The sequence below is a fragment of the Segatella copri genome (assembly GCF_003465495.1).
Lineage (GTDB): Bacteria > Bacteroidota > Bacteroidia > Bacteroidales > Bacteroidaceae > Prevotella > Prevotella copri_G.
The window spans coordinates 54,419-80,660 of record NZ_QSAV01000007.1 but is presented as its reverse complement, the minus strand read 5'-3'; the positions used below and the strand labels follow the sequence as shown (position 1 = coordinate 80,660).

Below are 26,242 nucleotides of genomic sequence, written 5' to 3'. Positions count from 1 at the left end.
AGTTCAAAGTAAATAAGATGAATCCAGAAACAGAATTTCGCGAGGGATTGGACGAACTCGCAGAACACTATACAGAAGTATTAAAGCTCTTGGGAGAAGACCCTGAACGTGAAGGACTTGTAAAAACACCGATGCGAGTAGCCAAGGCTATGCAGATACTGACTCGTGGCTATACACAGGATGCACACAAGGTATTGACCGATGCCCTCTTCGAAGAGAAATACAACCAGATGGTCATCGTGAAAGATATTGATTTCTTCTCGATGTGCGAGCACCACATGCTTCCTTTCTATGGCAAGGTGCATGTTGCCTATATCCCGAACGGCAAGATTACCGGTCTGAGCAAGATAGCCCGTGTGGTTGATATCTACAGCCATCGTCTCCAGGTACAGGAGCGTCTTACCCAGCAGATTAAAGACTGTATTCAGGAAACATTGAATCCGCAGGGCGTGATGGTAGTGATAGAAGCCAAGCACATGTGCATGCAGATGCGAGGTGTAGAGAAACAGAATTCCATAACCACCACCAGCGACTACAGCGGAGTCTTCAATTCACTGAACACCCGCCAGGAGTTTATGAGTCTGCTGAGAGGAGAAACGAAGAGAATTTAATTATATAAATGTTGAATGTTGAATGTTGAATGTTGAATTAGGCATACGCCATAGCAACTGGCAATTCAACATTCAACATTCAACATTCAACATTATTACAAAAGATGAAGTTTATATCTTGGAATGTAAATGGCCTGCGCGCTTGCGTAGGCAAGGACTTCGAGAACCAGTTTAAGGAACTCGATGCCGACTTCTTCTGCCTGCAGGAAACAAAGATGCAGGAGGGACAGCTCGACCTTCAGTTTGAGGGCTACGAGAGTTATTGGAACTACGCTGAGAAAAAAGGATACTCTGGTACAGCCATTTATACCAAGCACAAGCCATTAAACGTAAGTTATGGCATGGGCGTAGAGGAACATGATCATGAAGGCAGAATCATCACGCTAGAATATGACCAGTTCTATCTCGTTACCTGCTACACCCCAAATTCTCAGACAGAGCTCAAGCGCCTGGATTATCGCATGACCTGGGAAGACGATTTCCGCAAGTTCCTGAAATCTCTTGATGCCAAGAAACCAGTCGTCATCTGCGGCGATCTGAATGTAGCACACGAAGAGATAGATATCAAGAATCCGAAGACCAACCGCCGCAATGCCGGTTTCACCGATGAGGAGCGCGAAAAGATGACCGTTCTTCTGAACGATGGCTTCACCGACAGCTTCCGTTATCTCCACCCTGATGAGGTAACCTATTCGTGGTGGTCATACCGGTTCAAGGCGCGCGAGAAGAATGCCGGTTGGCGTATCGACTACTTCCTAGTCTCCGACCGTATCAAGGAACAGATTACAGAAGCTAAGATCCATACTGAAATCATGGGCAGCGACCATTGCCCGGTAGAAGTAGATTTAACGTTCTAATCCTATCTTTCAGCCAACATCAATAAGAATAATAAGAAGAGGGTGAATCATAAGTTTATGATTCACCCTCTTCTTATTATTGGTAAATATAGGTCATAAAAAAAGGGGATGCACCTTCCTCACGGAAGCCATCCCCATATTGGTCATATCAACATAAAATTTTAATTTATATAAGAGAGATTTTTTTCTAATTCAATGAAGTAACAAAACTACATAGTTGCTTATTTCTGATTACATGAACTGCTTCAACTCAGAGAGATTTCTCTTCTCAGAAGAACCGTCCTTGTAAGTTACCATGAAGTAATCGTGAACAGACTTGCCATTCTTGAACTGAACGACAGCTACACCGCCTTCACGGAGCTGGAGTGTGAAGTAGCCTTCGCGCTTACCATTGACATAGTTGCCATGCCACTTCTCCTTACCATTCTTATAATAGGTAGTAACCTCACCATTAAAGATAGTATTGCGATCGTTGCCGAGGTCGATAAAACTATAACCACCTTCAGCACGGAGATTACCGTTCATATAGAAGTCCTGGAAAACGTCCTTCTTGTTAAGGCCTGAACCAGTAGTCATCAGCAGTCTGTAATAACTAGCCTGATCTGCACTGGTTACATTGCTCATATTTTCTGCATAGAAAATAGTGTCAGCTACAACTGTTGCATTCTCTACGTGCTTACGACCGAAAGCTGCTATGGTCATCAAAGCCATCAATGAGAATAATATCATTCGTTTCATATCGTTTATTTTTAGGATGTTATTGTAATTGTCTTTGTTTCTTTTTTCTGGTGCAAAGATACAACGATTTCCGAAAAATTCATAATTCCTTAACGCTATTTTATCTTATTTTTTGAGCAAGTAATACTTTTTGATTTTGAACGCACACAAGCTTACAATTTGCAATTTCATAGCCTAAAATTTAGCATATTGCACGAAGACATACCTTACAAAACGCTATTTTCATGGGGTCAAGTTTACAAAATGTTACTGAATTGACATACATCAAGAAGATAAAAGCACAATTTTTTTGGCATTTTGAGAAACTTTTTCAGGATATTTCTCGCCTATCTTCTTTTATTTTTGTATTTTTGCACGAAAATATATAATATAAGGTACGCGCATGAGAAAAATTCTTTATTTCATGATCGCCCTCACCGTCCTCAGCTTTGCATCATGCAAGGATACCGAAGGCTCTATCGGCGACCCTATCATATCCCACGGACAAGACCGTGACACAGATATCATTACAGGCGATGATTATGTCTATCATCTGCCTGTCATCTTCCATGTCTTCTACAGTAACACCACGCAATACATCAAATATACCCGCCTCAAGGAGATTCTCTCCAACGTGAACGAACTTTATCAGGGTGATGTATACAACTATCAGATGGATACCATCCCGAGCGAGAACCTGCATATCCAGTTCGAACTGGCTGAGAAGAATGAGAGCGGCAAGAGACTCAGTACACCAGGTGTGGAATATATCAAGGTTCCAGAATCGGAGTTCGACTGCGAGAGTTTCATGAAGGACAAGAAGTATGTACAGTACTGCTGGGACCAGAACAACTACATCAATGTGATGGTATATGCCTTCAAGAAGACCGATGAAAACAGCACCACGCTGGGCATCAGTCATCTGCCTTATCAGGTAGGCGGCTATCCACAGATAGATGGTTTGAGCAATGGCAAGAACTATCCGCTGAGCAAACCTGGCAAATTTCCGTATTGCGTTTCGCTCAATTCTATCTATGTGGGAAAGGAGAATGAAGGAACCCGGTATACTACAGATAAGAATCATAAGGGATATACCTACAATACAACCGACCCGAATGCTACGCTGGCCCACGAACTGGGGCATTATCTGGGTCTCTTCCACTGTTTCTCAGAAAAGACAGTGAAAGACAAATCAGAGGCTGCCGATGATGATGACGACTCAGACCATTGCGATGATACATCGAGCTACAACCGAATAGCATACGGCAAATGGCTGACAGAATATGTCAGTAAAGCACAAGCCATCAAGAAGGATACCACGCTCAGCATGAAAGAGCTTGCCAAACGCACCAACAGCAAGAATGAGGAATGGCAGTCAGACAATCTGATGGACTACAGCATCTGTTACAGCATGCGATTCACCCCAGAACAGGCAAACCGCATCCGCCAGGTTCTGTATTATTCGCCCCTGATACCGGGTCCGAAGAAGATTCGTCCGAGAACCCGAGCATGGGATGAGATACCGGAAACAGAAGATGACCTCCCAATCCGATATGCCAAGGAGAAGGCTGTCAGCGTCAAGGACATCCGGATACTGAAGGCTGAGAAATAGCAAAATCAGAAAAAAGAGTATTAAAAGAAATAGAAACAAGAAGAAAATGAAATATACAATCAAGGCTCCACGCCAACTCAATGCAAGTATCAACTTGCCAGCTTCCAAGAGTATCAGCAACCGTGCATTGGTAATTAATGCCATGGCGGGATGCAAGTTGCAGCCCCGCAACCTGAGCGATTGCGATGATACAGAAGTCATCATTGCGGCACTGCGCGATATGCCTGATGTCATCAACATCAAGGCTGCCGGTACCGCCATGCGCTTTATGACCGCCTATCTTTCTGCTACACCGGGCGAGCATACCATTACAGGTACAGAGCGCATGCAGAACCGCCCTATTGCTATTCTGGTAGATGCCCTGCGCTACCTCGGAGCTGATATACAGTATGAAAAGAAAGAGGGCTATCCTCCACTCCACATCGTAGGTAAGCCATTGGAAGGCGGACATCTCGAAGTGGTGGGAAACATCAGTTCGCAGTATATCTCGGCACTGCTGATGATTGGTCCTATCCTGAAAAATGGTCTGGAACTGAAACTGACGGGCGAGATAGCATCACGTCCTTACATCGACCTCACGCTGTGGACGATGCAGAACTTCGGAGCCAGTGCAGAATGGACCGATGTGGATACCATCACCGTAAAGCCACAGCCTTACAGCTGCGTAGCCGATTACACCATCGAGAATGACTGGAGCGCTTCTTCTTACTGGTATGAAATGATGGCGCTGAACGGAAACCCTGATTCTGAGGTAAGACTTGAAGGGCTGTTCGACAGTTCCAAGCAGGGCGATTCTGTCGTGAAATACATCTTCAGTCTGCTGGGCGTGAAATCAGAATTTGAGAACCGTGATGTTCTTTCTCCTGTCAAGTTGAAAGTCCAGCGCTGTCTCTTGCCTCGTTTCGACTACGATTTCAGCGGTTCTCCAGACCTAGCACAGACCATCGTTGTAGCCTGCTGTGCCCTGGGCGTAAAGTTTAAGTTCACCGGCCTTGCCAGTCTCAAGATCAAGGAGACCGACCGCATCGAGGCATTGAAGAAGGAACTGAAGAAGGTGGGTTACGTGATTTATGACGAGAACGATAACACGCTGATTTGGGATGGCGAGACCTGCGAGCCTAGTTTCGAGCCTATTGACACCTACGAGGACCATCGCATGGCACTTGCCTTCGCCCCTCTTGCCTTCAAGTTCCCTCAGATTGAAATCAACAATCCTGAGGTGGTGAGCAAATCCTATCCTCATTATTGGGAAGACCTGAAAAAGGTGGAATTTGAAATAGTTAAAAGTTAATAGTTAACAGTTTATGCTATATTTAGTTTTGGCCCTGGTGGTCCTAGGCTTGATAAGCGCCATTTTCGGCATCATCTCTCATCGCAAGGGAGAGGATGAAGAACCTTTGCAGGAAGGAGTTTCATGCAATACCTGCAACGGAGAGAACTCCAAATGCGAACAGGAATGCATGATGGAAGCCGCCACCAAGGAAATAGAATACTACGATGACGAAGAACTCGACCGGTTTGCAGGAAGAGCTGCCGACGACTATACCGATGAGGAGGTAGAGGAATTCTCGGAAGTGCTCTATACGATGCAGCCGGACGAAGTGGCGGGATGGAACCGAAGTCTGATACTGAGAGGCATCAACCTGCCTAACCAGATAAAGGACGAAGTCATCAGTTTTTTAAGTTAAACATGCTATGCGCAATGCGTAACATGCAATGTGCAAAGTTCAAAGTTTTAAGTTCAAAGTAAAGACATGGATATACTGCAATATACATTTTTTCAGAACGCGCTGATTGGCGCCCTACTGGCAAGCATCCTGTGCGGCTTTGTAGGCACCTACATCGTCACACGCCGGCTGGTTTTCATCAGCGGTGGCATTACGCATGCCTCTTTTGGCGGCATCGGTATCGGCGTATTTGCAGGCATCAACCCCATACTCTCTGCCATGGTATTCGCCATTTTGAGTGCCTTCGGCGTGCAATGGGTATCACGGAAGAAAGATGTGCGCAAAGACTCTGCCATCGCCATGTTCTGGACCCTTGGCATGAGCGTGGGCATCATCTGCTGTTTCCTTACTCCGGGATTCATGCCCGACCTGCCCTCTTTCCTCTTCGGAAGTATACTTGCCATCGACAGCACAGACCTCTGGCTTCTGGCAGGTCTTACCCTGTTTGTTGCAATACTGTTCACCTTTCTGCTGCGTCCTATCCAGACCATCGCATTCGACAGCACCTTTGCCAAATCGCAACATCTGCCGGTTACAGCAATAGAATATATGATGATGACGCTCATCGCCATGACCATCGTGGCAACCATCAAGATGGTGGGCATCGTACTCGCCATCAGTCTGCTCACCATACCACAGATGACAGCCAACCTCTTCACCTACAGCTACAAGCGCATGATAGGAGCCAGCATCGTGATAGGCTGCATCGACTGCATCGTGGGCCTCTATGCCAGTTATCTGCTCAATGTGCCATCAGGTGCAACCATCATCTTCGTCAGCATCATCCTGTTTGCAGCAGCAAGGATACTGGCAGCCAGAAAGCACTAAGGCTTTCACACGCTCTGAAAGAAAAATTTTAAATAAAGAAGAAACTTATGTTGAAGCATTTCCCATTCAGAAACTTCTTGCCAGCTATGGTTGTCCTTGCCTTTGCAATGACCATGGCAGGATGCTCTGCGCAGAAGAATACGGCGAAGAGCAGATGGTGGCATGCCTTCAACGCCCGATACAACACCTATTATAATGGTACCGTAGCCTATATCGAAGGCTCGCTCGAAAAGGAAAACGGAAATAAGGACAATTACTCTGAAATGATTCCTTATTATACTGTAGGCAACAAGAACAGCCGCGAACTGGGCAAGTCGAACTACGACCGAGCCATCGAGAAATGCGAGAAAGCCATTCACCAGCATAGCATCAAGCGCCGCCCGGTATGGGACAAGAAACGCCGCAAGACTGCCAAAGACCTGGAATGGCTGCAGCGCCGTGAATATAATCCGTTCCTCTGGAAGGCATGGATGCTGATGGGCCGTTCCCAGTTTTTTGAAGGCGATTTCCAGTCGGCAGCAGCCACTTTCGCCTATATGAGCCGCCTCTACGCCACCCAACCCGGCATTTACGGCAAGGCACGTGCCTGGCTCGCCAAGAGTTATCTCGAATCGGGATGGATATACGATGCCGAAGATGTAATCCGTAATATCGAGCGCGACTCCATCCACTGGCGTGCCCAGAAGGAATGGGACAAGACCTATGCCCTCTACTATCTGAAGACCGGACGCTATCAGGAGGCCGTTCCGTATCTCCGCAAAGCCATCGGCTATGAGATGCGACGCAAGCAGAAAGCCCGCCTCTGGTATCTGATGGGACAGGTAGAAGCACAACAGGGACATGCCCAGAATGCCTACCGTGCCTTCAAGCATGTCATCCGTCTCAATCCGCCTTACGAACTGGAGTTCAATGCCCGCATCTCCATGACCGAGGTATTGGCAACCAACAACTCCCGGAAGATGGTATCGAAATTGAAGCGAATGGCTGCGAGCGACAAGAATCAGGAATATCTCGACCAGGTTTATTATGCCATCGGTAACATACATCTCAACCAGGGCGATACCCTTCAGGCTATTGCTGCATACGAAAAAGGTGCCGCGAAATCAAGCCGAAACGGAGTTGAGAAAGGTGTATTGCTGCTGCATCTGGGCAATGTATACTGGCAATGCCACCGTTATGGCGATGCCAAGCGATGCTATGATGCAGCCATCGGACTCCTAGACCAGGACCGTAAAGACTACAAACAGCTCTCCGACCGTTCGAAGGTTCTCGACGAACTGGTGCCTTATACCGACGCCATCCATCTGCAGGACTCCCTGCAATCGCTTGCCCGCATGAGCGAAACAGAACGGAATGTCGCCATTGACAAGGTGATAGATGCCCTGAAAAAGCAGGAAAAGGAAGAAAAGAGAAGACTTGCCGACCAGGAATTGGCAGAACAGCAGGGCAACTCTGACTTCGGAAGAAACAACGGCAATAATAACAGCAGAAATAACAGGAATCAGGGAAACAGCAATGCCTCATCCGGCTTCGGAAACGGAGCCCAGGGCAACGGCGGTTTCGGCAACACCAATACCTGGTATTTCTACTCCCAATCTGCCGTAGCCCAAGGCAAACAGCAGTTTGAACGCCTCTGGGGCAAACGAAAGAACATAGACAATTGGCAGCGGAGCAACCAGACCGTAGTAGCCGATGCCAAAGGTGTAGAAGAAATGACCGACGAGCAGCGCGATTCACTCCTCAACGAGGCACAGAAGAAAGACCTTGAGAAGGAGAAAGAGAAGAACCTGAGTGCAGAAGAAGATCCGCATCAGCGCGCCTACTATCTCGCTCAGATTCCGCTTACCGAAGAGAAGATGGCAGAAAGCAATCAGATTCTGGACGACGGACTGCTGCATGCCGGCATCATTCTGAAAGACAAACTCAATGATCTGGACGAAAGCGAACGCATGCTGCAGCGACTGGTGAAGAAGAACGCTGCATACGAACATCTCGATGATGCCTACTATCACCTCTACCTGCTCTACAACATCCGGAAGCAGCCAGCCATCGCCAGCCGCTATCTCGACCTGTTGAAAGCGAATTATCCGGAGAGTCAATGGACCGCCCTGCTCACCTCTCCTTATTATGAGGAAGATGCGAAGATGGGCATTCATCTCGAAGATTCGCTCTATGCTGCCACCTACGATGCTTTCAAGGCTAACCTATATAATAAGGTGGTACACAACAGGGCTATCTCTGACAAGCGCTATCCTGAAGGAGCCAACCGCGACAAGTTCCTCTTTATCGGCGGACTCACCCAGCTCCACGAGGGTAATATCCAGGCTTGTCTTGATGATATGCAGCAGGTGGTAGAGAAATATCCGAACAGCCGACTCAGTGAAATGGCGGGAATGATTCTCAACGGAGTGAAAGCCGGGAGACAACTCAAGGGTGGCACATTCGACCTGAGCAATGTATGGTCGCGCCGCAACGCCGTACTCAATGATGATGTCAAATCCAAAGCAAAGGTATTCAGCATTGAGCGCAACGAGCCGTTCGTCTTCATGCTAGCCTACGTTCCCGATTCTGTAAACGAGAACCAGTTGCTCTTCGAGATGGCGAAATATAATTTCACCTCCTATCTCGTTCGCAATTTCGACCTCGTCATTGACGAGCAGAATGGTCTGCACCGCATGCAGGTAAAGGGCTTCCGCAATTACGATGAAGCACGCCAGTATGCCAACGACATCTACCAGCATCAGGCCATCACCCAGCTCCTCTCAAAGGGAGCCCGAGGCATCGTAATCAGCGAGCCAAACCTCCTGCTGCTGGGCACCAGTCTGAGCTACGACGACTATACCCTCTTCTATACCCAGCATCTGGCACCGCTGAAAATCAGCAAGGACCCACTGCTTGAAGAACCGGAGGAAATCATCCAGCAGGAAAAGACTGATGATTCAGAAGAAAATGAAGAAGAAACCGGAACTGCCGAAAGCGGAACAACCGGATTCCAAGAAACCGATGCGGATATAAAGGAAGAAAAAGCACCAAAGACAGCTTACGACAACGACGACAGTCTGGATTTGGACAGCGAAGAATATGATTTAGATGGATTTTAGTGGAATGCCGAAGAAATCATGGAAGATACCTTCGTATGGCTCTGTAACAACCGAAGCACGCTGGAAGAGGCAGACAGCGTAAAGCCGCTCTGAGCCGCAAGGGCTACTGAGGTATGGGCACAGCACAGGCTCAGACATATCATGAATGAACTGAAAATATGTCTCATACGGGTTTGGTTTAAAACTGCTTTTAGTTATTTCTACAAAGAACAGAAGAAGGTAACCAGGAAGGGTACAGAAAAGTCGACACAGAAGCCATGGAAGATGGAAACGATGATGAAACTCTCGCCCGAATATCGGGTGATGATAGGCAACGTTGTATCCATGGTCGTAGCTCCACCTACACTGATAGGTGCCAGTTTGCCGAAGTATTTTGCCAACAGCGGAGCACACAGCAGGGTGAGAATCTCGCGGCAGATGTTGGCAAGAAGGGCGATGGTTCCCAGTTCGGCGCCCCTGTATTCGGTGATGAAGATACTCGAAAGAGAGTAATATCCGAATCCTGAACCTATAGCCAGACAATCGGTAAACTGGCGGTGGCTCAAGATGAGAGATACGGCGGCACAACCTGCCAGCGTACCCAAAATGGTCATCACAGGGAGCATCATCAGACGGGGATTCACCTTCTTGAAACTCTTCAGCACAGAGGTATCGCAACCGATGCTGATACCTACGCAGAACATCAGGCAGCAGAGTGCATAATAGCTCACGTCGCTATCCAGAAGACCTGCCGGAATCACATCACACAAGCCTACGATGATACCCAGAACAAAGAAGCTTACGATAATCAAACTGCCTTTCATGCCTTGCCTCCTTTCCCGGTTTCAGCGTGAGCCGACGATTTAGCCTGCTTTGCTGTAACATACTTCCACAATGCCCAAGCAAAGAGCGCACTACCCAGACTGCCTCCCAAGGTCAGGGCTATCGCCTCAAGTCCCAGGGTCTGAAGACCGCTGATGATACGAGGGTTAGAACCTACCTCGATACCGAGCAGGAACAGGAGTACCCATATCAGCGCCGTGATGATACGGCCGATAAAACTCATTTTCTTGTTGCGGAGCAGATAGCCGGTACCTATTCCGCATAGCATAATCATTACTATCTTAAGCATTGTTTCTTGTTTTTCTTCTTTTTATTGTTCGTTTTTATGAATTACCTTACCATAAAAAACGGATTCCCGATCGTATTATTGCTTAATAGACAAACTTTTCAAGTAATTGCGTCTGATCATAATGCTTATGTTTAGTTATACAAATAAGTTTTAATTAACCTATGTTTTTAGGTTTTGTCACAAGGTAATACAAACGTTCTCATAAAAAGTACCAAAGAATCTTCATCATTAACTCTCTTTAACACGAAGTCGTGCTCCTCATTCCATTTTTCTTTGTACTTTAGCACCCCGAAAAGAAAAAGGATATAAAATATGAGCAACGGACTATTACTTTGGATAGACGACGAGATAGAACTTCTCAAGGCACACATCATCTTTCTGGAAAAGAAAGGATACGAGGTGCAGACGGTAAGCAACGGCCCTGATGCCATTGAACTTTGCCGCCAGCAAACCTTCGACCTCATCCTGCTCGATGAGATGATGCCGGGACTCAGCGGACTGGAAACCCTGCTACGCATCAAGGACATCCAGCCTGCCACACCGGTAGTGATGTGCACCAAGAGCGAAGAAGAAAACATTATGGACCAGGCAATCGGTTCAAAGATAGCCGACTATCTGATCAAACCCGTAAACCCGAACCAGATTCTGCTCTCGCTCAAGAAGAACATCCACCGCAAAGACATCGTGGCGGAGGTGACGCAGAGCGGATACCAGCAGGACTACCAGCAGATAGCCATGCAGATGATGGAATGCAGAAGTGCGGAAGACTGGATGGAGATTTACAGGCGACTGGTAAGCTGGGAACTGAAGCTGAGCGATACGGCAAGTCCGATGGCAGAGATGCTGGGCATGCAGAAGGAAGAGGCTAACCAGGGTTTCGCCAAATACATAGCCAAGAACTATCTTGACTGGGTGAGTCCCGACAACAGAGACCGCCATCTGATGAGTCCCGACATCTTCAAGCGCAAGATATTCCCGCTGCTCGATGAGGGCAAGAAGGTGTTTCTGATTGTGATAGATAACTTCCGCTATGACCAGTGGCGCATGCTGGCTGAAGACATCGGCGACCAGTTCGACATCGACGAGCAGCTCTACATGAGCATCCTTCCTACCGCCACGCAATATGCGCGCAACGCCATCTTCAGCGGCCTGATGCCGAACAAGATAGCCGAAATGTTCCCTGACCTCTGGGTAGATGAGGACGAGGAGGAAGGCAAGAACCTCAACGAGGCGCCGCTGATACAGACCCAGATAGAGCGATTCAGAAAGCACTATACCTTCAGTTATCACAAGGTGAACGATTCGCAGGGTGCCGACCGCTTCCTGGAGCACTACAACGAGTGCCGCAACTACGATTTGAACGTGCTGGTGATTAACTTCATCGACATGCTCTCTCACGCGCGTACCGAATCTAAGATGGTGCGCGAGCTTGCCAACAACGAGAGTGCCTACCGCAGCATCACGCAGAGCTGGCTCCGCCATTCGGTTCTCTCCGAGCTCTTCAAGCTCCTTTCGCAGAGCGATTACCAGGTAGTGCTCACCACCGACCACGGCAGCATCAGGGCATCGAAACCTATCAAGATAGTAGGCGACCGTAATACGAACACCAACCTGCGCTACAAGCTGGGCAAGAATCTGGCTTACCAGAGCAAGGAAGTGTTCACCATCAAGGAGCCTCAGCGTGCCCAGTTGCCGGCACCTAACCTGAGTACCTCGTATGTATTTGCCACGGGCGACAGTTTCTTCGCCTATCCGAATAATTACAACTATTATGTGCAATACTACAAGGATACCTTCCAGCACGGCGGCATCTCGATGGAGGAAATGCTCATACCGCTCATCACGCTGACACCGAGAAAAAGGTAATGTCAGTTAATCGTTGATAGTTAACAGTTTATAGAAAACATATATGAAGATAAAAATTGACTCATTAGACACGATCCATGAAGCAGCCAAGGAATTTCTGCAGAACATGGGCGACGGCAAGGTCTTTGCCTTCTATGGCAAGATGGGAGCCGGAAAGACAACATTTGTAAAAGCCATTTGCGAAGAACTGGGCGTAGAAGATGTCATCACATCTCCTACCTTCGCCCTCGTAAACGAATATACAGCGGGCGACGGCTCACCTGTCTACCACTTCGATTTCTACCGCATCAAGAAACTCGATGAGGTATACGATATGGGCTACGAAGATTATTTCTACAGCGGCAACCTCTGTTTCCTGGAGTGGCCGGAACTGATAGAAGAACTGCTGCCGGAAGACTGCACCAAAGTGACTATCACCGTAGAAGAAGACGGAACAAGAAGCGTAGAATGGTAAGCCACCGACAGCCCCGAACAAAAAAAAGCATCTGGCTGAGAATATATTTTCTCAAGCCAGATGCTTTTATCATTTCCTATCCGGGCTGATTACAGGAGAGCCTGGAACTTCTCGGTAAGGGTTGCCTTAGAGGCTGCGCCAACAAACTTGTCTACCAGCTGGCCACCCTTGAAGAAGAGGATGGTAGGGATATTACGAACACCAAACTCCATAGCGATGTCGTCGTTCTCCTCTACATCACACTTGCCTACTACCAACTTGCCGTCAAACTCCTCAGCAAGTTCTGATACGATAGGAGCAATCTGGCGGCAAGGACCGCACCATGTTGCCCACAAATCTACTACCAATGGCAGTTCGCCATTCTTGTAGCTCTCGAAATTCTCGGTTGTAATTGTTACTTCCATTTTTCTATACCTTTTTATATTAAAACTAAAATTATCTCTAATTAATCTGATAGCTCATCTTAGGATGCTGCTCGATATACTGGATGAGGGCATGACCCACGCCTACCGTATGCTCACGGGCACGCATCAGCAGATAGGTATTGCTGTCTACATCATGTATCTGGAAAAAGAGCTGCGCCTTGCCCTCGTCATTCTCCAGAATAGTCTGCAGGTCGCTGACCATCGTTTCATCTATCGCATCACTCTCCACATTGATGGTGAAGCGGTCGATGCGGTTCTCCTTGACCGTCTGCAGATACTCTACATTGCCTATCTGGAAATCGAGATAGTTGGCATTGCCGTAACGGGAAACGCACTTGGCGGTGATGTAGATGGTGCTGCCTTCAACCATGATGCCGCGCCACTTGCCCCAGTCCTCGCCAAAGAGAGCCAGCTCGCCTGAACCCTCAAAGTCTTCGAGCGTAACGAAACCGCACGGCTTGCCCGTCTTGGTAAACTTCGACTTCACACCCGTAATGATACCGCCCAGCACCACATCCTCCTTCTTTGCCAGCTCCTGCTTGTCGCCCAGTTCAGAGCAATGGGTATTGCAGAGGGAATTAAGGATGATGCTGTACTCATCGAGCGGATGGGCAGAAAGATAGATGCCCACAAGCTCGCGCTCACGGTTCAGACGTTCGATGGTGCTCCAGCTCTCTGCATCAGGAATAGGCGGCGTAGCTATCTCTATCGCCTCGGTACCGCCAAAGAGTGAGTTGGCAGCCTCGTGCTGTTCCTGCTGGAAGAGCTGACCGTAGCGCACCAGCGTATCGAGGAAGGTTTCGCCCTTGTTGTTCTTGCCGAAGAACTGCTCGCGACGGATGCCGAAACTGTCGAAACCGCCACTCAGCGCCAAGGTTTCGAAAGCCTTGCGGTTCACGCTGGAGTAATCTACACGCTCGGCAAAATCGAAGATGGTTTTATAAGGTCCGTTCTTCAGTCGCTCTGCCACGATGGCATCGGCTGCCGGAGCACCCATACCCTTTATGGCTGAAAGACCGAAACGTATCTCTCCATGCTCGTTCACACCGAACACGCGGTAACTCTCGTTCACATCCGGACCCAAGGTCTTGATGCCCATCGACTGGCACTCCTCCATCAGCTTGGTGATTTCGGTAATCTGTGCAAAACGTCGGGTCATCAGCGCCGCCATGTATTCGGCAGGATAGTGCGCCTTGAGATAGGCAGTCTGGTAAGCTACCCATGAATAACAGGTGGCATGAGACTTGTTGAAGGCGTAGGAAGCAAACTTCTCCCAGTCGCCCCATATCTTCTCCAGCACCTTCGGGTCGTGGCCGTTCTCCTGTCCCTGCTTGATAAACTTAGGCTTCATCGCATCTACGATAGCCTTTTTCTTCTTACCCATCGCCTTACGCAGGGCATCTGACTCGCCTCGGGTGAAGCTCGCCAACTGACGGGAAAGAAGCATCACCTGCTCCTGATAGACCGTGATGCCGTAGGTATCCTTCAGATACTTCTCCATACACGGGATATCGTAGGTAATCGCCTGCTTGCCGTTCTTGCGGGCAATAAAGTCAGGGATATAATCCATAGGTCCCGGACGGTAGAGGGCATTCATGGCGATGAGGTCCTCGAATACCGTAGGCTTCAGTTCACGGAGATACTTCTGCATACCCGGCGACTCGAACTGGAAGGTTCCGATGGTCTGACCGCGCTGATAGAGCTGATAGGTCAGCTCGTCATCGATAGGGATGGTATCGAGGTCAACGACATCGCCCGTAGTCTGCTTGATAACCTTGCATGCCTCCTTCATCTCGGAGAGGGTCTTCAAGCCCAGGAAGTCCATTTTAATCAGACCGGTGGTCTCGATGACATGGCCGTCGTACTGCGTTACCGCCGTCTTCAGTCCCGGGAAATCAGGGTCATCGGCAGTAGATACAGGCACCCAGTTGCTGATAGGGTCGCGGCAGATGATGAATCCGCAGGCATGGATACCCGTGCCTCGGATGGTTCCCTCGAGCATCTTGGCATACTTGATGGTATTGCTCTCGCGGGGATCGTTGGAGAACTCTGCCTCGCGCAGCTCTGGGGTATATTTGATGGCATTGGTCAGGTTCATCTTGGCACCGTCAGGCAAACGGTCTGGGATAGCCTTGCAGAGTGCATTCGCCTTATCCAACGGCAACTTCTCTACACGCGCCACATCCTTGATGGAGTTCTTCGTCGCCATGGAACCGTAGGTAATGATATGGGCACAGTTCTCATGACCGTACTTATCCATTACCCATCTCAGCACCTTGCCTCGGCCGTCATCATCAAAGTCGGTATCAATATCCGGAAGGTTCACACGGTCTGGATTCAGGAAACGCTCAAACAGGAGGTCATACTTCAATGGGTCAATCTTGGTGATTCCCAAACAGTATGCCACCACCGAACCTGCCGCAGATCCACGTCCAGGTCCCACCATCACGCCGAGTTCCTCACGAGCCGCCCTGATGAAGTCAGACACGATAAGGAAGTAGCCCGGGAAACCCATGGTCTTCATCACGTGGAGCTCGAAGTTTACGTGCTCGTCTACATTCTCGGGCAGCGGGTCGCCATAAAGCTTTTTGGCTCCCTCGTAGGCAAGGTGGCGCAGATATTCTGCCTCAAACTTGATACGGTATATCTTATCGTAACCGCCCAATCGGTCGATTACCTTCTGACCTTCCTCAGGTGGCAGTGGGTTCTTGCCGTTCTCATCAGAGGTAAACTCCTTGTAGAGGTCTTCTTCTGATACCTTCTGGCGCAACTGCTCCTCGGTACCGAAACTCTCCGGAATCGGGAAGAAAGGCATGATAGGACCATGGTCGATGCTGTAGATTTCTACCTTATCCAATACTTCGAGGGTATTGGAAAGCGCTTCGGGGATATCCGAGAACACCTCGTTCATCTCCTGGCGGGTCTTGAACCATTCCTGCTTGGAATAGCGCATACGGTTAGGGTCGTCGAGATCCTTGCCGGTAGCGATACAGAGCAGATGGTCGTGGGCCTCGGCAGTTTCCTTATCCTCGAAGTGGCAGTCGTTGGTGCACACCAGCTTGATGTTAAACTCCCTTGCCATCTTGATGAGTTCCTTGTTGGCACGCTGCTGCAACTCGTAAGCCTCGCGGTTGGCAAGCAGACTTGGATCATCGGGCACTTTATGGCGCTGGAGCTCGAGATAGTAATCATCGCCAAAGAGGTTATGGTACCACTGGCAAGCCTCGCGGGCTCCTTCCAGGTCACCATGCAGAATCTTGGATGGCACCTCGCCTGCAATACATGCCGAACAGACGATGAGGTCTTCGTGATACTTCTCCAGATCGGCACGGTCGGTTCGTGGGCGCATGTAGTAACCATCCACCCACGAATTGCTCACCAGCTTGATGAGGTTCTTGTATCCATTATAATTCTTGGCAAGTACAATGAGGTGATAACCGCTCATATCGCCCTTATCCTTCTCTCGGTCGGCTTTGGTTCGGCGTGCCACATACATCTCGCAGCCTATGATAGGCTTGAAAGGTTCGAGTCCCTCCTTCTTGCGGTCTTTATTAATCTTGCCGCAATAGTCGGTGAGTTCCTTGATGCCGAACATCACACCGTGGTCGGTTACCGCCATACCCTTCATGCCGTCCTTGATGGCCTTATCTACCAGATGCGGTATCTTCGACTGGCCGTCGAGGATGGAGTATTGGGTGTGTACATGCAAATGAACAAAATCTTCCATTATCTGTTTAAAATTCGAATTTTGACAACAAAGTTACGGCGAAATATTGAAAAAGCCAAAAGAAATATGCGAAAATATTGAAAAAGGTAAAAGAAACCCACAAAAAATTTGCAAAAGTGATAAAAATGACGTACCTTTGCACCAATAAAAACTTAATCCTAATATATGGGACAGAAAATAAAGAAATTAAAAAAGATAAGATTGCACCGCGAAGGTACCGATCAGCTGGTTACCGGAGCGATAGCGTTAGTAGCCATTGCGGCTATATTGTGGACAACCTTAGACAACAAGATTCCGTTCTGGGCTTTTGTTGTTGTGTTCGGTACGGTATATGGTATCGTGCTCAACTTCTACCGTTGTCCTGTCAGATACCTCAACGTAGAGGATACTTCGAAACTGGTAGTAGCACCAGCCGACGGAAAGATTGTGGTGATAGAAGAGGTGGAGAATGCTCCCTACTTCGGTGACCGCCGCCTGATGATTTCCATCTTCATGAGCCTCTGGAATGTTCATGCCAACTGGTTCCCGGTGGATGGTAAGGTGAAATTCGTGAAGCATGTGGACGGCAACTACCACAAGGCATGGCTGCCTAAGGCTAGCGAGGAAAACGAGCATGCCGACGTGATGATTACCACACCTGAGGGAGTGGATGTACTCTGCCGACAGATTGCCGGTGCAGTAGCACGCCGCATCGTAACCTATGCCAAGGAAGGGGAAGAATGCTTCATCGACGAACACCTGGGATTCATCAAGCTGGGTTCACGCGTGGATGTCTACCTGCCTGTAGGTACAGAAGTATGCGTAAAGATGGGACAGTCAACTACGGGCGACCAGACCATCATCGCTAAATTGAAATAACATATTGACAGATAGAAAGCAAGCCGGAACTTACTTCCGGCTTTCACTCTATCATAATATACTGTAAAGAAATGAGTATCAAGAATCATATTCCAAACACGATAACCTGCTGCAACCTGGTTTCGGGCTGCATCGCAACATCGTTTGCCTTCGGCGGGAACCCAAAGATGGCATTGTTATGGATTATCATCGGAGCCGTATTCGACTTCTTTGACGGCATGAGCGCCCGCCTGCTGCACGTTTCATCGCCAATAGGCAAGGAGCTGGATTCGCTGGCTGATGACGTAACCTTCGGTGTGGCTCCTGCCACCATCGTATTCTCACAACTCTTTGTGATGGAATATCCGGGTTTTCTGGAGCCTTTGCGCCCATGGCTGCCTTACGCAGCCTTCATCATCGCAGCCTTCTCGGCATTGCGACTGGCTAAGTTTAATCTTGATGAGCGCCAGACTACCTCTTTCATCGGTGTTCCTACACCAGCCAACGCCCTGTTCTGGGGTTCGCTGATTGTGTTCAATCCAAGCTGGCTCGAAGGATATTCATGGTCGGTATTCATCATTCTGGCTCTGATTCTCATCACCAGCTATCTGCTGGTTTGCGAGATGCCTCTTTTCGCCTTGAAGTTCAAGCAGTGGGGTTTCAAGGGCAATGAGGTGAAATATGGCTTTGCCGCGCTCACCATCATCATTCTCGCTACTTCGGTAGCACTTGATGGTCTGACCGGTTTTCTCACCGGCTGGTGGCTTGTCATCGTGGCATACGTCATCATCTCGGCGATTATTTATCTGAAGAAGACGAAATAGAAGAAATCCCCTTTATTGGGATATTTAGGTATTTATGTAGATTATTAACTGAAAAATGCGGCTAGATGTGAATCCAGTCGCATTTGCTTTTTTCTTCCTGTTGAGAGAGATGATTAGTTGTGTACGAGCGTACCAATCTCCTCACCATCCATCACCTTCTTGAGGTTACCTACAACATCCATATTGAACACGTAGATAGGAAGGTTGTTTTCCTTACACATGGTGGTAGCTGTCAAATCCATTACCTTCAAGCCCTTGGTATAAATCTCATCATAGGTAATATCCTTGAACTTGGTTGCTGTAGGATCCTTCTCAGGATCAGCAGTATAGATGCCGTCTACACGGGTACCCTTGAGCATCACGTCAGCCTCGATTTCGATACCACGGAGAGAAGAACCGGTATCGGTAGTGAAGTATGGACTACCTGTACCTGCAGAGAAGATGCAGATATAGCCTGCCTCCATTGCCTCAATCGCCTTCCATTTGGTGTAGAATTCGCCGATAGGCTCCATGCGGATGGCAGTAAGCACCTTGTTCTTAACGCCCAAGGCTCCGAGTGCGCTACTCAATGCCAGGGAATTGATAACGGTAGCACACATACCCATCTGGTCGCCCTTGACACGGTCGAAACCCTTCTGGCTTCCGCTCAAACCGCGGAAGATGTTACCACCACCAATCACAATGCCTATCTGAACGCCCATCTCATGGACCTCCTTTATCTGCTTAGCATAATCACTCAGGCGCTCTGGGTCGATGCCGAAGCTCTGCTTGCCCATCAGACTCTCGCCGCTCAATTTCAAAAGAATTCTTTTAAACTTTGCCATTTTATTTTAATTTACAATTTACAGTTAACAGTTTACAGGGCGTAGCCTCCTATAAACTATTAACTATTAACTATTAACTATAAACTTGATTTCTCCGAAGGCATACGAGCGGATTACTCCCTTCTTGTCATGAAGGATGAGATGACCATCGTCCTCCACCTCTACGAAGGCGCCCTCGAACTTACCGTCCTTATCCTCATACCAGTGATAGCCCTTGCGACGGTAGAGAGAAAGATGATAGATGCCCGACACATCCATATAGTCGGCACGACGCAGAAGTTCATAGTATTTGCAGAAAGCCTCAATCACCTTCTGCAGCACCTCTTCCCTATCCACCTCATGACCCAGAATCTGCGCCAGAGATACAGGGTTGGGCGCATCGCTGTGGAACTCAGTCTGATTGACATCAATGCCGATACCGAAGATGCAGCGCTTGATGCCCTTGGAGTCGATGGCAGTCTCTATCAGCGTACCACTGATTTTCTTGTCATACCAGTACACATCATTCGGCCATTTCAGCGTAATGCCGTCCGTATAGGAATCAAGAGCGTCCTTCACGGCGAGCGCACCAGCCTCGGAAAGGAGGAACTGCTGGCGCAAAGGTACCCACTTAGGACACATCATCATACTGAAGAGGAGGTTCTTGCCCGGCTCACTCTCCCAGGTATGCACGCCCTGTCCCCTGCCTGCTGTCTGATAGTCAGCAACAGCAATGGTCAGCGCATCTTCATCGTAAGTATCCAAATTCTTCAGGAAGGCATTCGTGGAATCCACTTCCTTTAATCGTATAATCTTCTTTTCCATGTCTATATAATAATGTATAGCGAATCACAACGGGTTATCCAATCAGCAACGGGTTGAAGGCATCCACAAGATGCTCGATGCGTTTCACCTGATGCCCTACCCCTACCACGGTAACAATATCAAAGCGAAGTTCTTTTTCCACCTTCTGTTCCTTGACGTAAGTATTGGCGGCTATTGCCAGATTACGCATCTTCCTGACATCTACGGCTTCCTCGGGCTGCTGGTATTCTTCACCCGAACGGGTCTTTACTTCTACCACAACCAGCGTCTTACCATCCGGCGAAACGGCAAGGATATCCAGATCCCGCTTGCCGGCTTTCCAGTCTCTGTCGATGACGACATAGCCTTCATTCTCGAGATAGAGCGTAGCCTCGTCTTCTCCCCATTTGCCTAATTCATTATGCTCTGCCATAGTCTATTTTCTTTATTTTGCATCAAAAGATGCTTTTACCTTGCAAAAATAACAAAAAAAGTCCACACTTCAAACTTTTTTATGTAATTTTGCACGAAAAACAATGGAAGATATTAAGAATAAAGACGAAGCATACATGCGCCGTGCCCTGATGGAGGCTCAGGCGGCATTCGATGAAGACGAGATTCCGGTAGGCGCCATCATCGTTTGTAAAGACCGGATCATATCGCGTGCCCACAATCTTACGGAGATGCTGACCGATGTTACGGCTCATGCCGAAATGCAGGCCATCACTTCGGGAGCCAACATGCTGGGAGGAAAATACCTGAAAGACTGTACCCTCTACGTTACGGTAGAACCCTGCGTGATGTGCGCCGGAGCGCTGGGATGGGCACAGATCAGCCGCGTGGTATATGGTGCCAGCGACGAGAAAAGGGGGTATACAAAATATGCGCCCGATGCACTGCATCCTAAGACGACAGTTACATCGGGCGTATTGGAAGATGAGTGCCGCGCACTCATGCAGGATTTCTTTCAGAGAAAGAGATAATTACTTAACGAGCACTACAAGATACTTGCTGGTGCTCCAGAAAATCTGTGGATTGGTGATGCGGAGTGTATACTGCTTGTTGGCATCACGTACCAATGCATAAGAGCTGGATGGGTGGGTAGTGAGCAACTTAGCAGACTTTGACATCAACTTGATTTCAGAAATGTTGCGGATATCAACCTTGGTGAAATAACTCTTGTTGAAATTACCGGTCATTACCTTACCACCTTCCATGATATGCTGCTCCTTCAACTCCTTCTTGGTACCGAATACATACCAGGCAGTGTTGAGCTGCTTGTCCTGTGCATTGATTGTCTCTGTCTTCTGACTGCTTTCAGTAGTAAGACGAGAGGTCTTGGTATTCAGATTGTTGATAGTCTCGTCGAGCGCTGCAATATGAATATCCTTCTTGTCCAACTCCTCGCGAAGCACCTGGAGTTCCTTATCCTTCTGTGCAATCTGCTCCTGAAGGTTTGCGATGGCCTTCTTCAACTGGTCAGCCTGCAAAGAGCTGTTAGCCATCTGCTTCTGCAGTTTAGCCAGGAGTTCGCGGTTCTGCTGCATACGTGTAGCGATGAACTGAACATTCTCCTTGAGCTGCTGTCTCTTGCTGGCACCCTCACCGTTCTTCAGGAGAGTTACTCTGTGCTCAGCCTCACTGATCTGGTTCAGACCATCCTGGATTTCATTCAATGTACCCATCATATCGTTAATTTCGCTATCTTTCTGAGCGATGATACTGTTTAGCGAATCATTCTGCTGATTTGCCAAATCCTGGGTGTTGTTCTTGCCGTTGTTGCAACTGGTCAAACAAAAAGCAGCTAAACATGCCGCAAATAATAGCTTTTTCATAATCATTTTCCTTTTTAATGTTTGATTTAAAAAATTATCTTTTCGCGTAAAACGCGTCGCTTCCTATACTTTATTCATTACTTTCTTCATCCCTGCGAGCCCCGTTTTTCTTCTGCCGGCGCTCTTCACGCTTCTTTTCCTTCATCTCCTCCTTGAGCTGTTTAGGATCTTTTCCTGCCAATACGATGACAAATTCGCCCCTTGGTTCTGTCTCCTCAAAATGAGCGATAACCTCAGCAAGCGTACCCCTCACACTCTCCTCGTGGAGTTTGGATATTTCACGACAACAGCTCACCTGTCTGTCATCCCCGAAAACCTCGGCAAACTGCTGCAAGGTTTTCACCACACGATAAGGCGACTCATAGAAAATCATGGTGCGCACCTCATCCTTCAATGATTCAAGATAGGTCTGTCTGCCCTTTTTCTGCGGAATGAATCCTTCGAAGCAGAAACGGTCGCATGGCAAACCCGATGAAACGATGGCCGGTATGCATGCCGTAGGTCCAGGCAAAGTCTGCACCGTGATGCCTGCCTTGGCAGCCTCGCGGGCGAGGTAAAAACCAGGATCGCTGATACCCGGTGTTCCGGCATCGCTGATCAAGGCAATGGTTTCGCCACCCTTCAGTTGCTCTACGATGGCAGAAGATGTGCCATGTTCGTTAAACTTATGGTGAGCCACTAATCGATTTCTGATATCGAAATGCTTCAGCAGAACACTCGATGTTCGAGTGTCCTCAGCGAGTACCAAATCCGCTTCTTTCAGTATGCGAATGGCTCGCATTGTCATGTCCTCCATGTTACCAACTGGAGTCGGAACGATGTATAATGTGCCCATACTGACCGCAAATGTAGTTAATTAATCTTTCATAGCAAAAAAAAACTGCGTTTCTTTGCATTTTTTAAAACCTTATTATTAATTTTGCCCCCGAAATGACAGAAAATCTAATTGGGGAGGCACACCGTCCCGGAAGAATTGAAGTGGTGTGCGGATCGATGTTCTCCGGAAAAACAGAGGAATTGATCCGAAGAATGAAGCGTGCGAAGTTCGCCAAGCAGAAGGTGGAAATCTTTAAGCCGGCGCTTGACACTCGTTACTCCGAGGAAGATGTAGTGAGCCATGATCAGAACTCTATCCGGTCTACTCCTATTGAGTCCTCTGGATCGATACTGCTATTGGCTTCTGATATCGACGTGGTGGGTATCGATGAAGCCCAGTTCCTGGACAATGGGCTCGTGGAGGTTTGCAACGAACTCGCCAACCGTGGCGTGAGAGTCATCGTGGCAGGACTGGATATGGATTTCAAGGGAGTTCCCTTCGGTCCGATTCCTGCTCTCTGTGCCATCGCCGACGAGGTGACCAAGGTTCATGCCATCTGCGTAAAGTGTGGATCGGTTGCCTATGTGAGCCACCGGTTGGTCAATAACGACAAGCGGGTGCTTCTGGGCGAGAAAGATGAATACGAGCCACTCTGCAGAGAATGCTACCAGAAGGCGATTCTTAACGAAAAATTATAACAAAAGGAACAGTTATGGGAAAGGAGATTACATTTGATAAATTTATAAGATGGGCGGGTGTTACCCTCATCGTACTGGCCGTGCTCTACATGACCAATTATCTGAGCAGCGTACTGCTGCCATTCTTCATTGCATGGTTTTTCGCTTACCTGCTCTATCCGGTCGTGAAGTTTATCGAAAACAAACTCCACGTCAGAATACGTGCGCTGTCTATCCTCATCGCCATGGGAACGGCTATCGCTGTTATAGGAGGCGTGCTGTGGCTCATCATCCCTCCGATGATTGACCAGTTTGACAAACTCGGTGAGGTGTTGACACGATGGCTGCATCAGACGACTCATACCAACAACCTGACGGCGCTGATCAAAGACTGGCTGCAGGCTAACCAGGAACAGATAGAGCATTTCCTGAAAAGCAAGGACTTCAGCGATGCCATCAAGACCACCATGCCTAAAGTCTTCTCGGTAGTCAGCCAGACGGCAACGGTACTGATGAGTATCGTGGCATCGATGATTACCTTATTATATATGTTCTTCATCCTGCTCGATTATGAGACGCTGACAGCCAACTGGGTGAGAATCTTCCCTAAGAAGAACCGTCCGTTCTGGAGTGCGCTGATGAAGAATGTGGAGCGCGAGCTCAACAACTATATCCGTGGTCAGGGACTGGTAGCGCTCTGTATGGGCATCATGTTCTGCATCGGTTTTACCATCATCGGTTTCCCGATGGCGATAGGTCTGGGTATTCTCATCGGCATCATGGACCTGGTTCCATATCTCCATACCTTTGCCCTCATCCCTACGGCATTCCTTGCCATGCTGAAGGCTGCCGACACAGGTCAGAACTTCTGGCTGGTATTCGGTCTGGCTTTTCTGGTGTTCTGTGTGGTGCAGGTCATCACCGACATGGTAGTTACCCCGAAGATTATGGGTAAGGCGATGGGATTGAACCCAGCCATTCTCCTCTTGAGTCTCTCGGTTTGGGGTGCACTTCTGGGCTTCCTGGGTTTGATTGTAGCCCTTCCGCTCACAACGCTCATCATAGCCTACTGGCAGCGCTATGTAACGAAAGAGAAGCCGCAATATCATGAAGAAACGGGCAAAAATGTCCCGATTTCGGATAAAAATGAAGAAAATCAGTAAAAATATGGCAAAATATTTGGTTATTTCAGATTTTTGCCGTACCTTTGCACTCGCTTTTGAAACATAAAGCAGAAGATTGACTCGCTAGCTCAGCTGGTAGAGCACAACACTTTTAATGTTGGGGTCATGGGTTCGAGCCCCATGCGAGTCACAGATCTTCAAGAAAAAGGCTTTCCATTACGGAAAGCCTTTTTTTGTTATATCCTATTACTGGATACTGCAGAAATTCCTTTTTAAAACATTTCAGCCTTAGCCTCTACCCTCTTCTCAACATCATCCGGAAGCTGAGGGAAGAAATCATAGCCGGTAATACGCTCCACTTCATCTACTGAATTTACAAATTCCGTCTTCTTTCTGCCTTTCTGCGACTGGTTACGGCAGATAAAGCCGATGGCCTGCGGATTCTTGCCCGTATGAAGAACCACCTTGAAGAAGGCATCAGGCACTACCACCTTGTTCTTGCCCAACTTGCGATGCTGCTTGTTCAGAAATATCGGTCCGCAGACAATATAAACCTTACCATACTGCTTCGCCCAGTTGCGGCACTGCTGCTCTATCGTATTCCATACCCCCGCATTCAGACTGTGGTTCTGCGGACACATATTGGTCATCAGGAAACATTCATCCATCGCCTGCTGACTCCATTTGTTGTCACCAGCCGGACACATGTGTCCCCTGTCCAAACCACTGTTGTAATAATCCGCCAAAGTACCCACGGGTGCCGGCATCTCCTCATCATCAGCAAACTTACCGCGCGGCAACTTACCAGATGCATGCTCCCCCGTCAGCATCCAGGCTACCCAATTCGGCTGTCGCGTATCATGATTATAAGATACCGTATAAGCCAACCGATGCTTGATGGTCTCAGATACCTTAACCTTAGATACCGGAATCTCCAGGCCCTGCTCCTCCAGATTCGCACCCTCTCCAGCAGTTTCCTGCTTATTCTCTGCAGACGATTCATCGCCCGCAGCATCAGCAGCCTCCTGCTTATTCTCCTTTACAACAAGTGCCTGATCTTCTGTTGCCAGCGAAGAAACCTTCGGCAAGACAGAAAACGCCACTACTGCGGCAATCGCCAACAGCCAAATCTTAAATGTACCTACTTTCTTTTTCATATCAGATTCATCATTATTTCATTTTCCATGAGACTCAGAGTCTACACGATTCATTCCGCTTTTAGGTGAATAATCCCTAAAATCTCCACAAAAGTAGTATTTTTATGCGAAAAAGAGAAAGAAAATCATAAATTTCTTGCGCATTTCAAAATAAAACACTAACTTTGCATCGCTATGTAGGACAAACCTAGACATAACACAGTAAAAAGCTCAAACAACTAAGAACTGAAAGTCAAAGGTTACAATACATTGGCAAAAGTGCTCTATGAAATGGACAAGTGAAGAGCATTAACAGAGATTAACAAAAAGTGATGCAAGTTTCCCGCCT

Annotated in this window: 26 protein-coding genes and 1 tRNA gene; 15 read left to right on the top strand and 12 right to left on the bottom strand. The window is 48.1% G+C overall.

The features are described 5' to 3' along the window. Positions 1-17: 17 nt before the first annotated feature. Entirely contained in the window at positions 18-611 is a 594-nt protein-coding gene (folE, locus tag DWV53_RS03400; RefSeq protein WP_117727317.1) for a GTP cyclohydrolase I FolE, read from the top strand. Positions 612-715: 104 nt separating this feature from the next. Then, positions 716-1,468: an exodeoxyribonuclease III gene (locus DWV53_RS03395; RefSeq protein ID WP_117695524.1), complete on the top strand. Its 753-nt coding sequence runs from the start codon at positions 716-718 to the stop codon at positions 1,466-1,468. 231 nt (positions 1,469-1,699) lie between these two features. On the opposite strand, the gene DWV53_RS03390 is transcribed toward DWV53_RS03395, so the two are convergent. Further along, a complete protein-coding gene (locus tag DWV53_RS03390; protein WP_022122080.1) occupies positions 1,700-2,206 on the bottom strand; it encodes a toxin-antitoxin system YwqK family antitoxin in 507 nt (168 codons plus the stop codon). Positions 2,207-2,588: 382 nt separating this feature from the next. On the opposite strand from DWV53_RS03390, the gene DWV53_RS03385 reads away from it, so the two are divergent. The 5 genes from DWV53_RS03385 (at position 2,589) to DWV53_RS03365 (ending at position 9,453) form a co-directional block, all read left to right on the top strand. Further along, positions 2,589-3,797 (top strand): zinc-dependent metalloproteinase lipoprotein, encoded by a 1,209-nt coding sequence (locus tag DWV53_RS03385; protein WP_118151642.1) that lies wholly within the window; start codon positions 2,589-2,591, stop codon positions 3,795-3,797. Between the two features lie 46 nt (positions 3,798-3,843). Next, positions 3,844-5,088, top strand: a complete 1,245-nt coding sequence (locus tag DWV53_RS03380) for a 3-phosphoshikimate 1-carboxyvinyltransferase (protein WP_118151640.1) — start codon at positions 3,844-3,846, stop codon at positions 5,086-5,088. Between the two features lie 13 nt (positions 5,089-5,101). Beyond that, a complete protein-coding gene (locus tag DWV53_RS03375) occupies positions 5,102-5,485 on the top strand; it encodes a hypothetical protein (protein WP_117727320.1) in 384 nt (127 codons plus the stop codon). A gap of 66 nt (positions 5,486-5,551) precedes the next feature. Next, entirely contained in the window at positions 5,552-6,352 is an 801-nt protein-coding gene (locus DWV53_RS03370) for a metal ABC transporter permease (RefSeq protein ID WP_118151638.1), read from the top strand. Positions 6,353-6,399: 47 nt separating this feature from the next. After that, the gene (locus DWV53_RS03365; protein ID WP_118151636.1) at positions 6,400-9,453 is read left to right on the top strand and encodes a tetratricopeptide repeat protein; all 3,054 of its coding nucleotides are present in this window, start codon (positions 6,400-6,402) and stop codon (positions 9,451-9,453) included. Here the strand turns inward: DWV53_RS03365 and DWV53_RS15610 are convergent. The 3 genes from DWV53_RS15610 to DWV53_RS03355 are packed head-to-tail and all read right to left on the bottom strand — an operon-like array spanning position 9,450 to position 10,564. Next, positions 9,450-9,620, bottom strand: coding sequence for a hypothetical protein (locus DWV53_RS15610; RefSeq protein ID WP_181992398.1), 171 nt, complete (start codon positions 9,618-9,620; stop codon positions 9,450-9,452). The two genes, DWV53_RS03365 and DWV53_RS15610, sit on opposite strands and share 4 nt — an antisense overlap. 33 nt (positions 9,621-9,653) lie before the next feature. Beyond that, positions 9,654-10,256, bottom strand: a complete 603-nt coding sequence (locus tag DWV53_RS03360; RefSeq protein WP_118151634.1) for a lysine exporter LysO family protein — start codon at positions 10,254-10,256, stop codon at positions 9,654-9,656. Further along, positions 10,253-10,564 (bottom strand): LysO family transporter, encoded by a 312-nt coding sequence (locus DWV53_RS03355; RefSeq protein ID WP_022122090.1) that lies wholly within the window; start codon positions 10,562-10,564, stop codon positions 10,253-10,255. The genes DWV53_RS03360 and DWV53_RS03355 overlap by 4 nt, the downstream gene beginning before the upstream one ends. 312 nt (positions 10,565-10,876) lie before the next feature. Here DWV53_RS03355 and DWV53_RS03350 point away from each other — a divergent pair, with 312 nt between their 5' ends. Then, positions 10,877-12,430 (top strand): bifunctional response regulator/alkaline phosphatase family protein, encoded by a 1,554-nt coding sequence (locus tag DWV53_RS03350; protein WP_118151632.1) that lies wholly within the window; start codon positions 10,877-10,879, stop codon positions 12,428-12,430. Between the two features lie 43 nt (positions 12,431-12,473). Then, positions 12,474-12,884: a tRNA (adenosine(37)-N6)-threonylcarbamoyltransferase complex ATPase subunit type 1 TsaE gene (gene tsaE, locus DWV53_RS03345; RefSeq protein ID WP_022122095.1), complete on the top strand. Its 411-nt coding sequence runs from the start codon at positions 12,474-12,476 to the stop codon at positions 12,882-12,884. Between the two features lie 89 nt (positions 12,885-12,973). Here the strand turns inward: tsaE and trxA are convergent, their stop codons facing one another. Both trxA and dnaE read right to left on the bottom strand, forming a co-directional pair. Next, positions 12,974-13,288, bottom strand: a complete 315-nt coding sequence (gene trxA / locus DWV53_RS03340) for a thioredoxin (RefSeq protein WP_118066009.1) — start codon at positions 13,286-13,288, stop codon at positions 12,974-12,976. 37 nt (positions 13,289-13,325) lie between these two features. Further along, positions 13,326-17,036, bottom strand: coding sequence for a DNA polymerase III subunit alpha (gene dnaE, locus DWV53_RS03335; RefSeq protein ID WP_118151631.1), 3,711 nt, complete (start codon positions 17,034-17,036; stop codon positions 13,326-13,328). 165 nt (positions 17,037-17,201) lie between these two features. Between dnaE and DWV53_RS03330 the strand changes: the two genes are divergently transcribed. Both DWV53_RS03330 and pssA read left to right on the top strand, forming a co-directional pair. Beyond that, positions 17,202-17,894, top strand: coding sequence for a phosphatidylserine decarboxylase family protein (locus DWV53_RS03330; protein ID WP_118066011.1), 693 nt, complete (start codon positions 17,202-17,204; stop codon positions 17,892-17,894). Positions 17,895-17,965: 71 nt separating this feature from the next. Further along, positions 17,966-18,697, top strand: coding sequence for a CDP-diacylglycerol--serine O-phosphatidyltransferase (gene pssA / locus DWV53_RS03325; protein ID WP_118151629.1), 732 nt, complete (start codon positions 17,966-17,968; stop codon positions 18,695-18,697). A 113-nt stretch (positions 18,698-18,810) separates the two neighbouring features. On the opposite strand, the gene pyrH is transcribed toward pssA, so the two are convergent. The 3 genes from pyrH to DWV53_RS03310 all read right to left on the bottom strand — a co-directional run bounded on the left by pyrH (position 18,811) and on the right by DWV53_RS03310 (position 20,737). Beyond that, positions 18,811-19,521: a UMP kinase gene (gene pyrH, locus DWV53_RS03320; protein WP_006847854.1), complete on the bottom strand. Its 711-nt coding sequence runs from the start codon at positions 19,519-19,521 to the stop codon at positions 18,811-18,813. A gap of 66 nt (positions 19,522-19,587) precedes the next feature. Further along, the gene (locus tag DWV53_RS03315) at positions 19,588-20,325 is read right to left on the bottom strand and encodes a biotin--[acetyl-CoA-carboxylase] ligase (protein ID WP_118151627.1); all 738 of its coding nucleotides are present in this window, start codon (positions 20,323-20,325) and stop codon (positions 19,588-19,590) included. 34 nt (positions 20,326-20,359) lie between these two features. After that, a complete protein-coding gene (locus tag DWV53_RS03310; RefSeq protein WP_006847856.1) occupies positions 20,360-20,737 on the bottom strand; it encodes a YraN family protein in 378 nt (125 codons plus the stop codon). A gap of 103 nt (positions 20,738-20,840) precedes the next feature. On the opposite strand from DWV53_RS03310, the gene DWV53_RS03305 reads away from it, so the two are divergent. Beyond that, complete coding sequence (locus DWV53_RS03305; RefSeq protein ID WP_117587405.1) at positions 20,841-21,287, top strand: nucleoside deaminase; 447 nt, start codon at positions 20,841-20,843, stop codon at positions 21,285-21,287. Here DWV53_RS03305 and DWV53_RS03300 read toward each other — a convergent pair whose 3' ends face one another. Next, on the bottom strand, positions 21,288-22,139 hold the full coding sequence (locus tag DWV53_RS03300; protein ID WP_117694072.1) for a hypothetical protein: 852 nt from the start codon (positions 22,137-22,139) through the stop codon (positions 21,288-21,290). A gap of 70 nt (positions 22,140-22,209) precedes the next feature. Further along, positions 22,210-22,974: a 16S rRNA (cytidine(1402)-2'-O)-methyltransferase gene (gene rsmI / locus DWV53_RS03295; RefSeq protein WP_118151625.1), complete on the bottom strand. Its 765-nt coding sequence runs from the start codon at positions 22,972-22,974 to the stop codon at positions 22,210-22,212. Positions 22,975-23,069: 95 nt separating this feature from the next. Here rsmI and DWV53_RS03290 point away from each other — a divergent pair, with 95 nt between their 5' ends. The 3 genes from DWV53_RS03290 (at position 23,070) to DWV53_RS03280 (ending at position 24,947) form a co-directional block, all read left to right on the top strand. Then, complete coding sequence (locus tag DWV53_RS03290) at positions 23,070-23,654, top strand: thymidine kinase (RefSeq protein WP_006847860.1); 585 nt, start codon at positions 23,070-23,072, stop codon at positions 23,652-23,654. Positions 23,655-23,668: 14 nt separating this feature from the next. Continuing rightward, the gene (locus tag DWV53_RS03285) at positions 23,669-24,796 is read left to right on the top strand and encodes an AI-2E family transporter (protein WP_118151624.1); all 1,128 of its coding nucleotides are present in this window, start codon (positions 23,669-23,671) and stop codon (positions 24,794-24,796) included. A gap of 78 nt (positions 24,797-24,874) precedes the next feature. Beyond that, positions 24,875-24,947, top strand: a tRNA-Lys gene (locus DWV53_RS03280). 82 nt (positions 24,948-25,029) lie between these two features. Here the strand turns inward: DWV53_RS03280 and DWV53_RS03275 are convergent. Then, on the bottom strand, positions 25,030-25,914 hold the full coding sequence (locus DWV53_RS03275) for a DNA/RNA non-specific endonuclease (RefSeq protein WP_118151622.1): 885 nt from the start codon (positions 25,912-25,914) through the stop codon (positions 25,030-25,032). Positions 25,915-26,242 lie beyond the last annotated feature (328 nt).

Coding starts and splice junctions, on each gene's coding strand:
- folE (WP_117727317.1), top strand. CDS start 18: ATGAATCCAGAAACAGAATTTCGCGAGGGATTGGACGAACTCGCAGAA.
- DWV53_RS03395 (WP_117695524.1), top strand. CDS start 716: ATGAAGTTTATATCTTGGAATGTAAATGGCCTGCGCGCTTGCGTAGGC.
- DWV53_RS03390 (WP_022122080.1), bottom strand. CDS start 2,206: ATGAAACGAATGATATTATTCTCATTGATGGCTTTGATGACCATAGCA.
- DWV53_RS03385 (WP_118151642.1), top strand. CDS start 2,589: ATGAGAAAAATTCTTTATTTCATGATCGCCCTCACCGTCCTCAGCTTT.
- DWV53_RS03380 (WP_118151640.1), top strand. CDS start 3,844: ATGAAATATACAATCAAGGCTCCACGCCAACTCAATGCAAGTATCAAC.
- DWV53_RS03375 (WP_117727320.1), top strand. CDS start 5,102: ATGCTATATTTAGTTTTGGCCCTGGTGGTCCTAGGCTTGATAAGCGCC.
- DWV53_RS03370 (WP_118151638.1), top strand. CDS start 5,552: ATGGATATACTGCAATATACATTTTTTCAGAACGCGCTGATTGGCGCC.
- DWV53_RS03365 (WP_118151636.1), top strand. CDS start 6,400: ATGTTGAAGCATTTCCCATTCAGAAACTTCTTGCCAGCTATGGTTGTC.
- DWV53_RS15610 (WP_181992398.1), bottom strand. CDS start 9,620: ATGAGACATATTTTCAGTTCATTCATGATATGTCTGAGCCTGTGCTGT.
- DWV53_RS03360 (WP_118151634.1), bottom strand. CDS start 10,256: ATGAAAGGCAGTTTGATTATCGTAAGCTTCTTTGTTCTGGGTATCATC.
- DWV53_RS03355 (WP_022122090.1), bottom strand. CDS start 10,564: ATGCTTAAGATAGTAATGATTATGCTATGCGGAATAGGTACCGGCTAT.
- DWV53_RS03350 (WP_118151632.1), top strand. CDS start 10,877: ATGAGCAACGGACTATTACTTTGGATAGACGACGAGATAGAACTTCTC.
- tsaE (WP_022122095.1), top strand. CDS start 12,474: ATGAAGATAAAAATTGACTCATTAGACACGATCCATGAAGCAGCCAAG.
- trxA (WP_118066009.1), bottom strand. CDS start 13,288: ATGGAAGTAACAATTACAACCGAGAATTTCGAGAGCTACAAGAATGGC.
- dnaE (WP_118151631.1), bottom strand. CDS start 17,036: ATGGAAGATTTTGTTCATTTGCATGTACACACCCAATACTCCATCCTC.
- DWV53_RS03330 (WP_118066011.1), top strand. CDS start 17,202: ATGGGACAGAAAATAAAGAAATTAAAAAAGATAAGATTGCACCGCGAA.
- pssA (WP_118151629.1), top strand. CDS start 17,966: ATGAGTATCAAGAATCATATTCCAAACACGATAACCTGCTGCAACCTG.
- pyrH (WP_006847854.1), bottom strand. CDS start 19,521: ATGGCAAAGTTTAAAAGAATTCTTTTGAAATTGAGCGGCGAGAGTCTG.
- DWV53_RS03315 (WP_118151627.1), bottom strand. CDS start 20,325: ATGGAAAAGAAGATTATACGATTAAAGGAAGTGGATTCCACGAATGCC.
- DWV53_RS03310 (WP_006847856.1), bottom strand. CDS start 20,737: ATGGCAGAGCATAATGAATTAGGCAAATGGGGAGAAGACGAGGCTACG.
- DWV53_RS03305 (WP_117587405.1), top strand. CDS start 20,841: ATGGAAGATATTAAGAATAAAGACGAAGCATACATGCGCCGTGCCCTG.
- DWV53_RS03300 (WP_117694072.1), bottom strand. CDS start 22,139: ATGAAAAAGCTATTATTTGCGGCATGTTTAGCTGCTTTTTGTTTGACC.
- rsmI (WP_118151625.1), bottom strand. CDS start 22,974: ATGGGCACATTATACATCGTTCCGACTCCAGTTGGTAACATGGAGGAC.
- DWV53_RS03290 (WP_006847860.1), top strand. CDS start 23,070: ATGACAGAAAATCTAATTGGGGAGGCACACCGTCCCGGAAGAATTGAA.
- DWV53_RS03285 (WP_118151624.1), top strand. CDS start 23,669: ATGGGAAAGGAGATTACATTTGATAAATTTATAAGATGGGCGGGTGTT.
- DWV53_RS03275 (WP_118151622.1), bottom strand. CDS start 25,914: ATGAAAAAGAAAGTAGGTACATTTAAGATTTGGCTGTTGGCGATTGCC.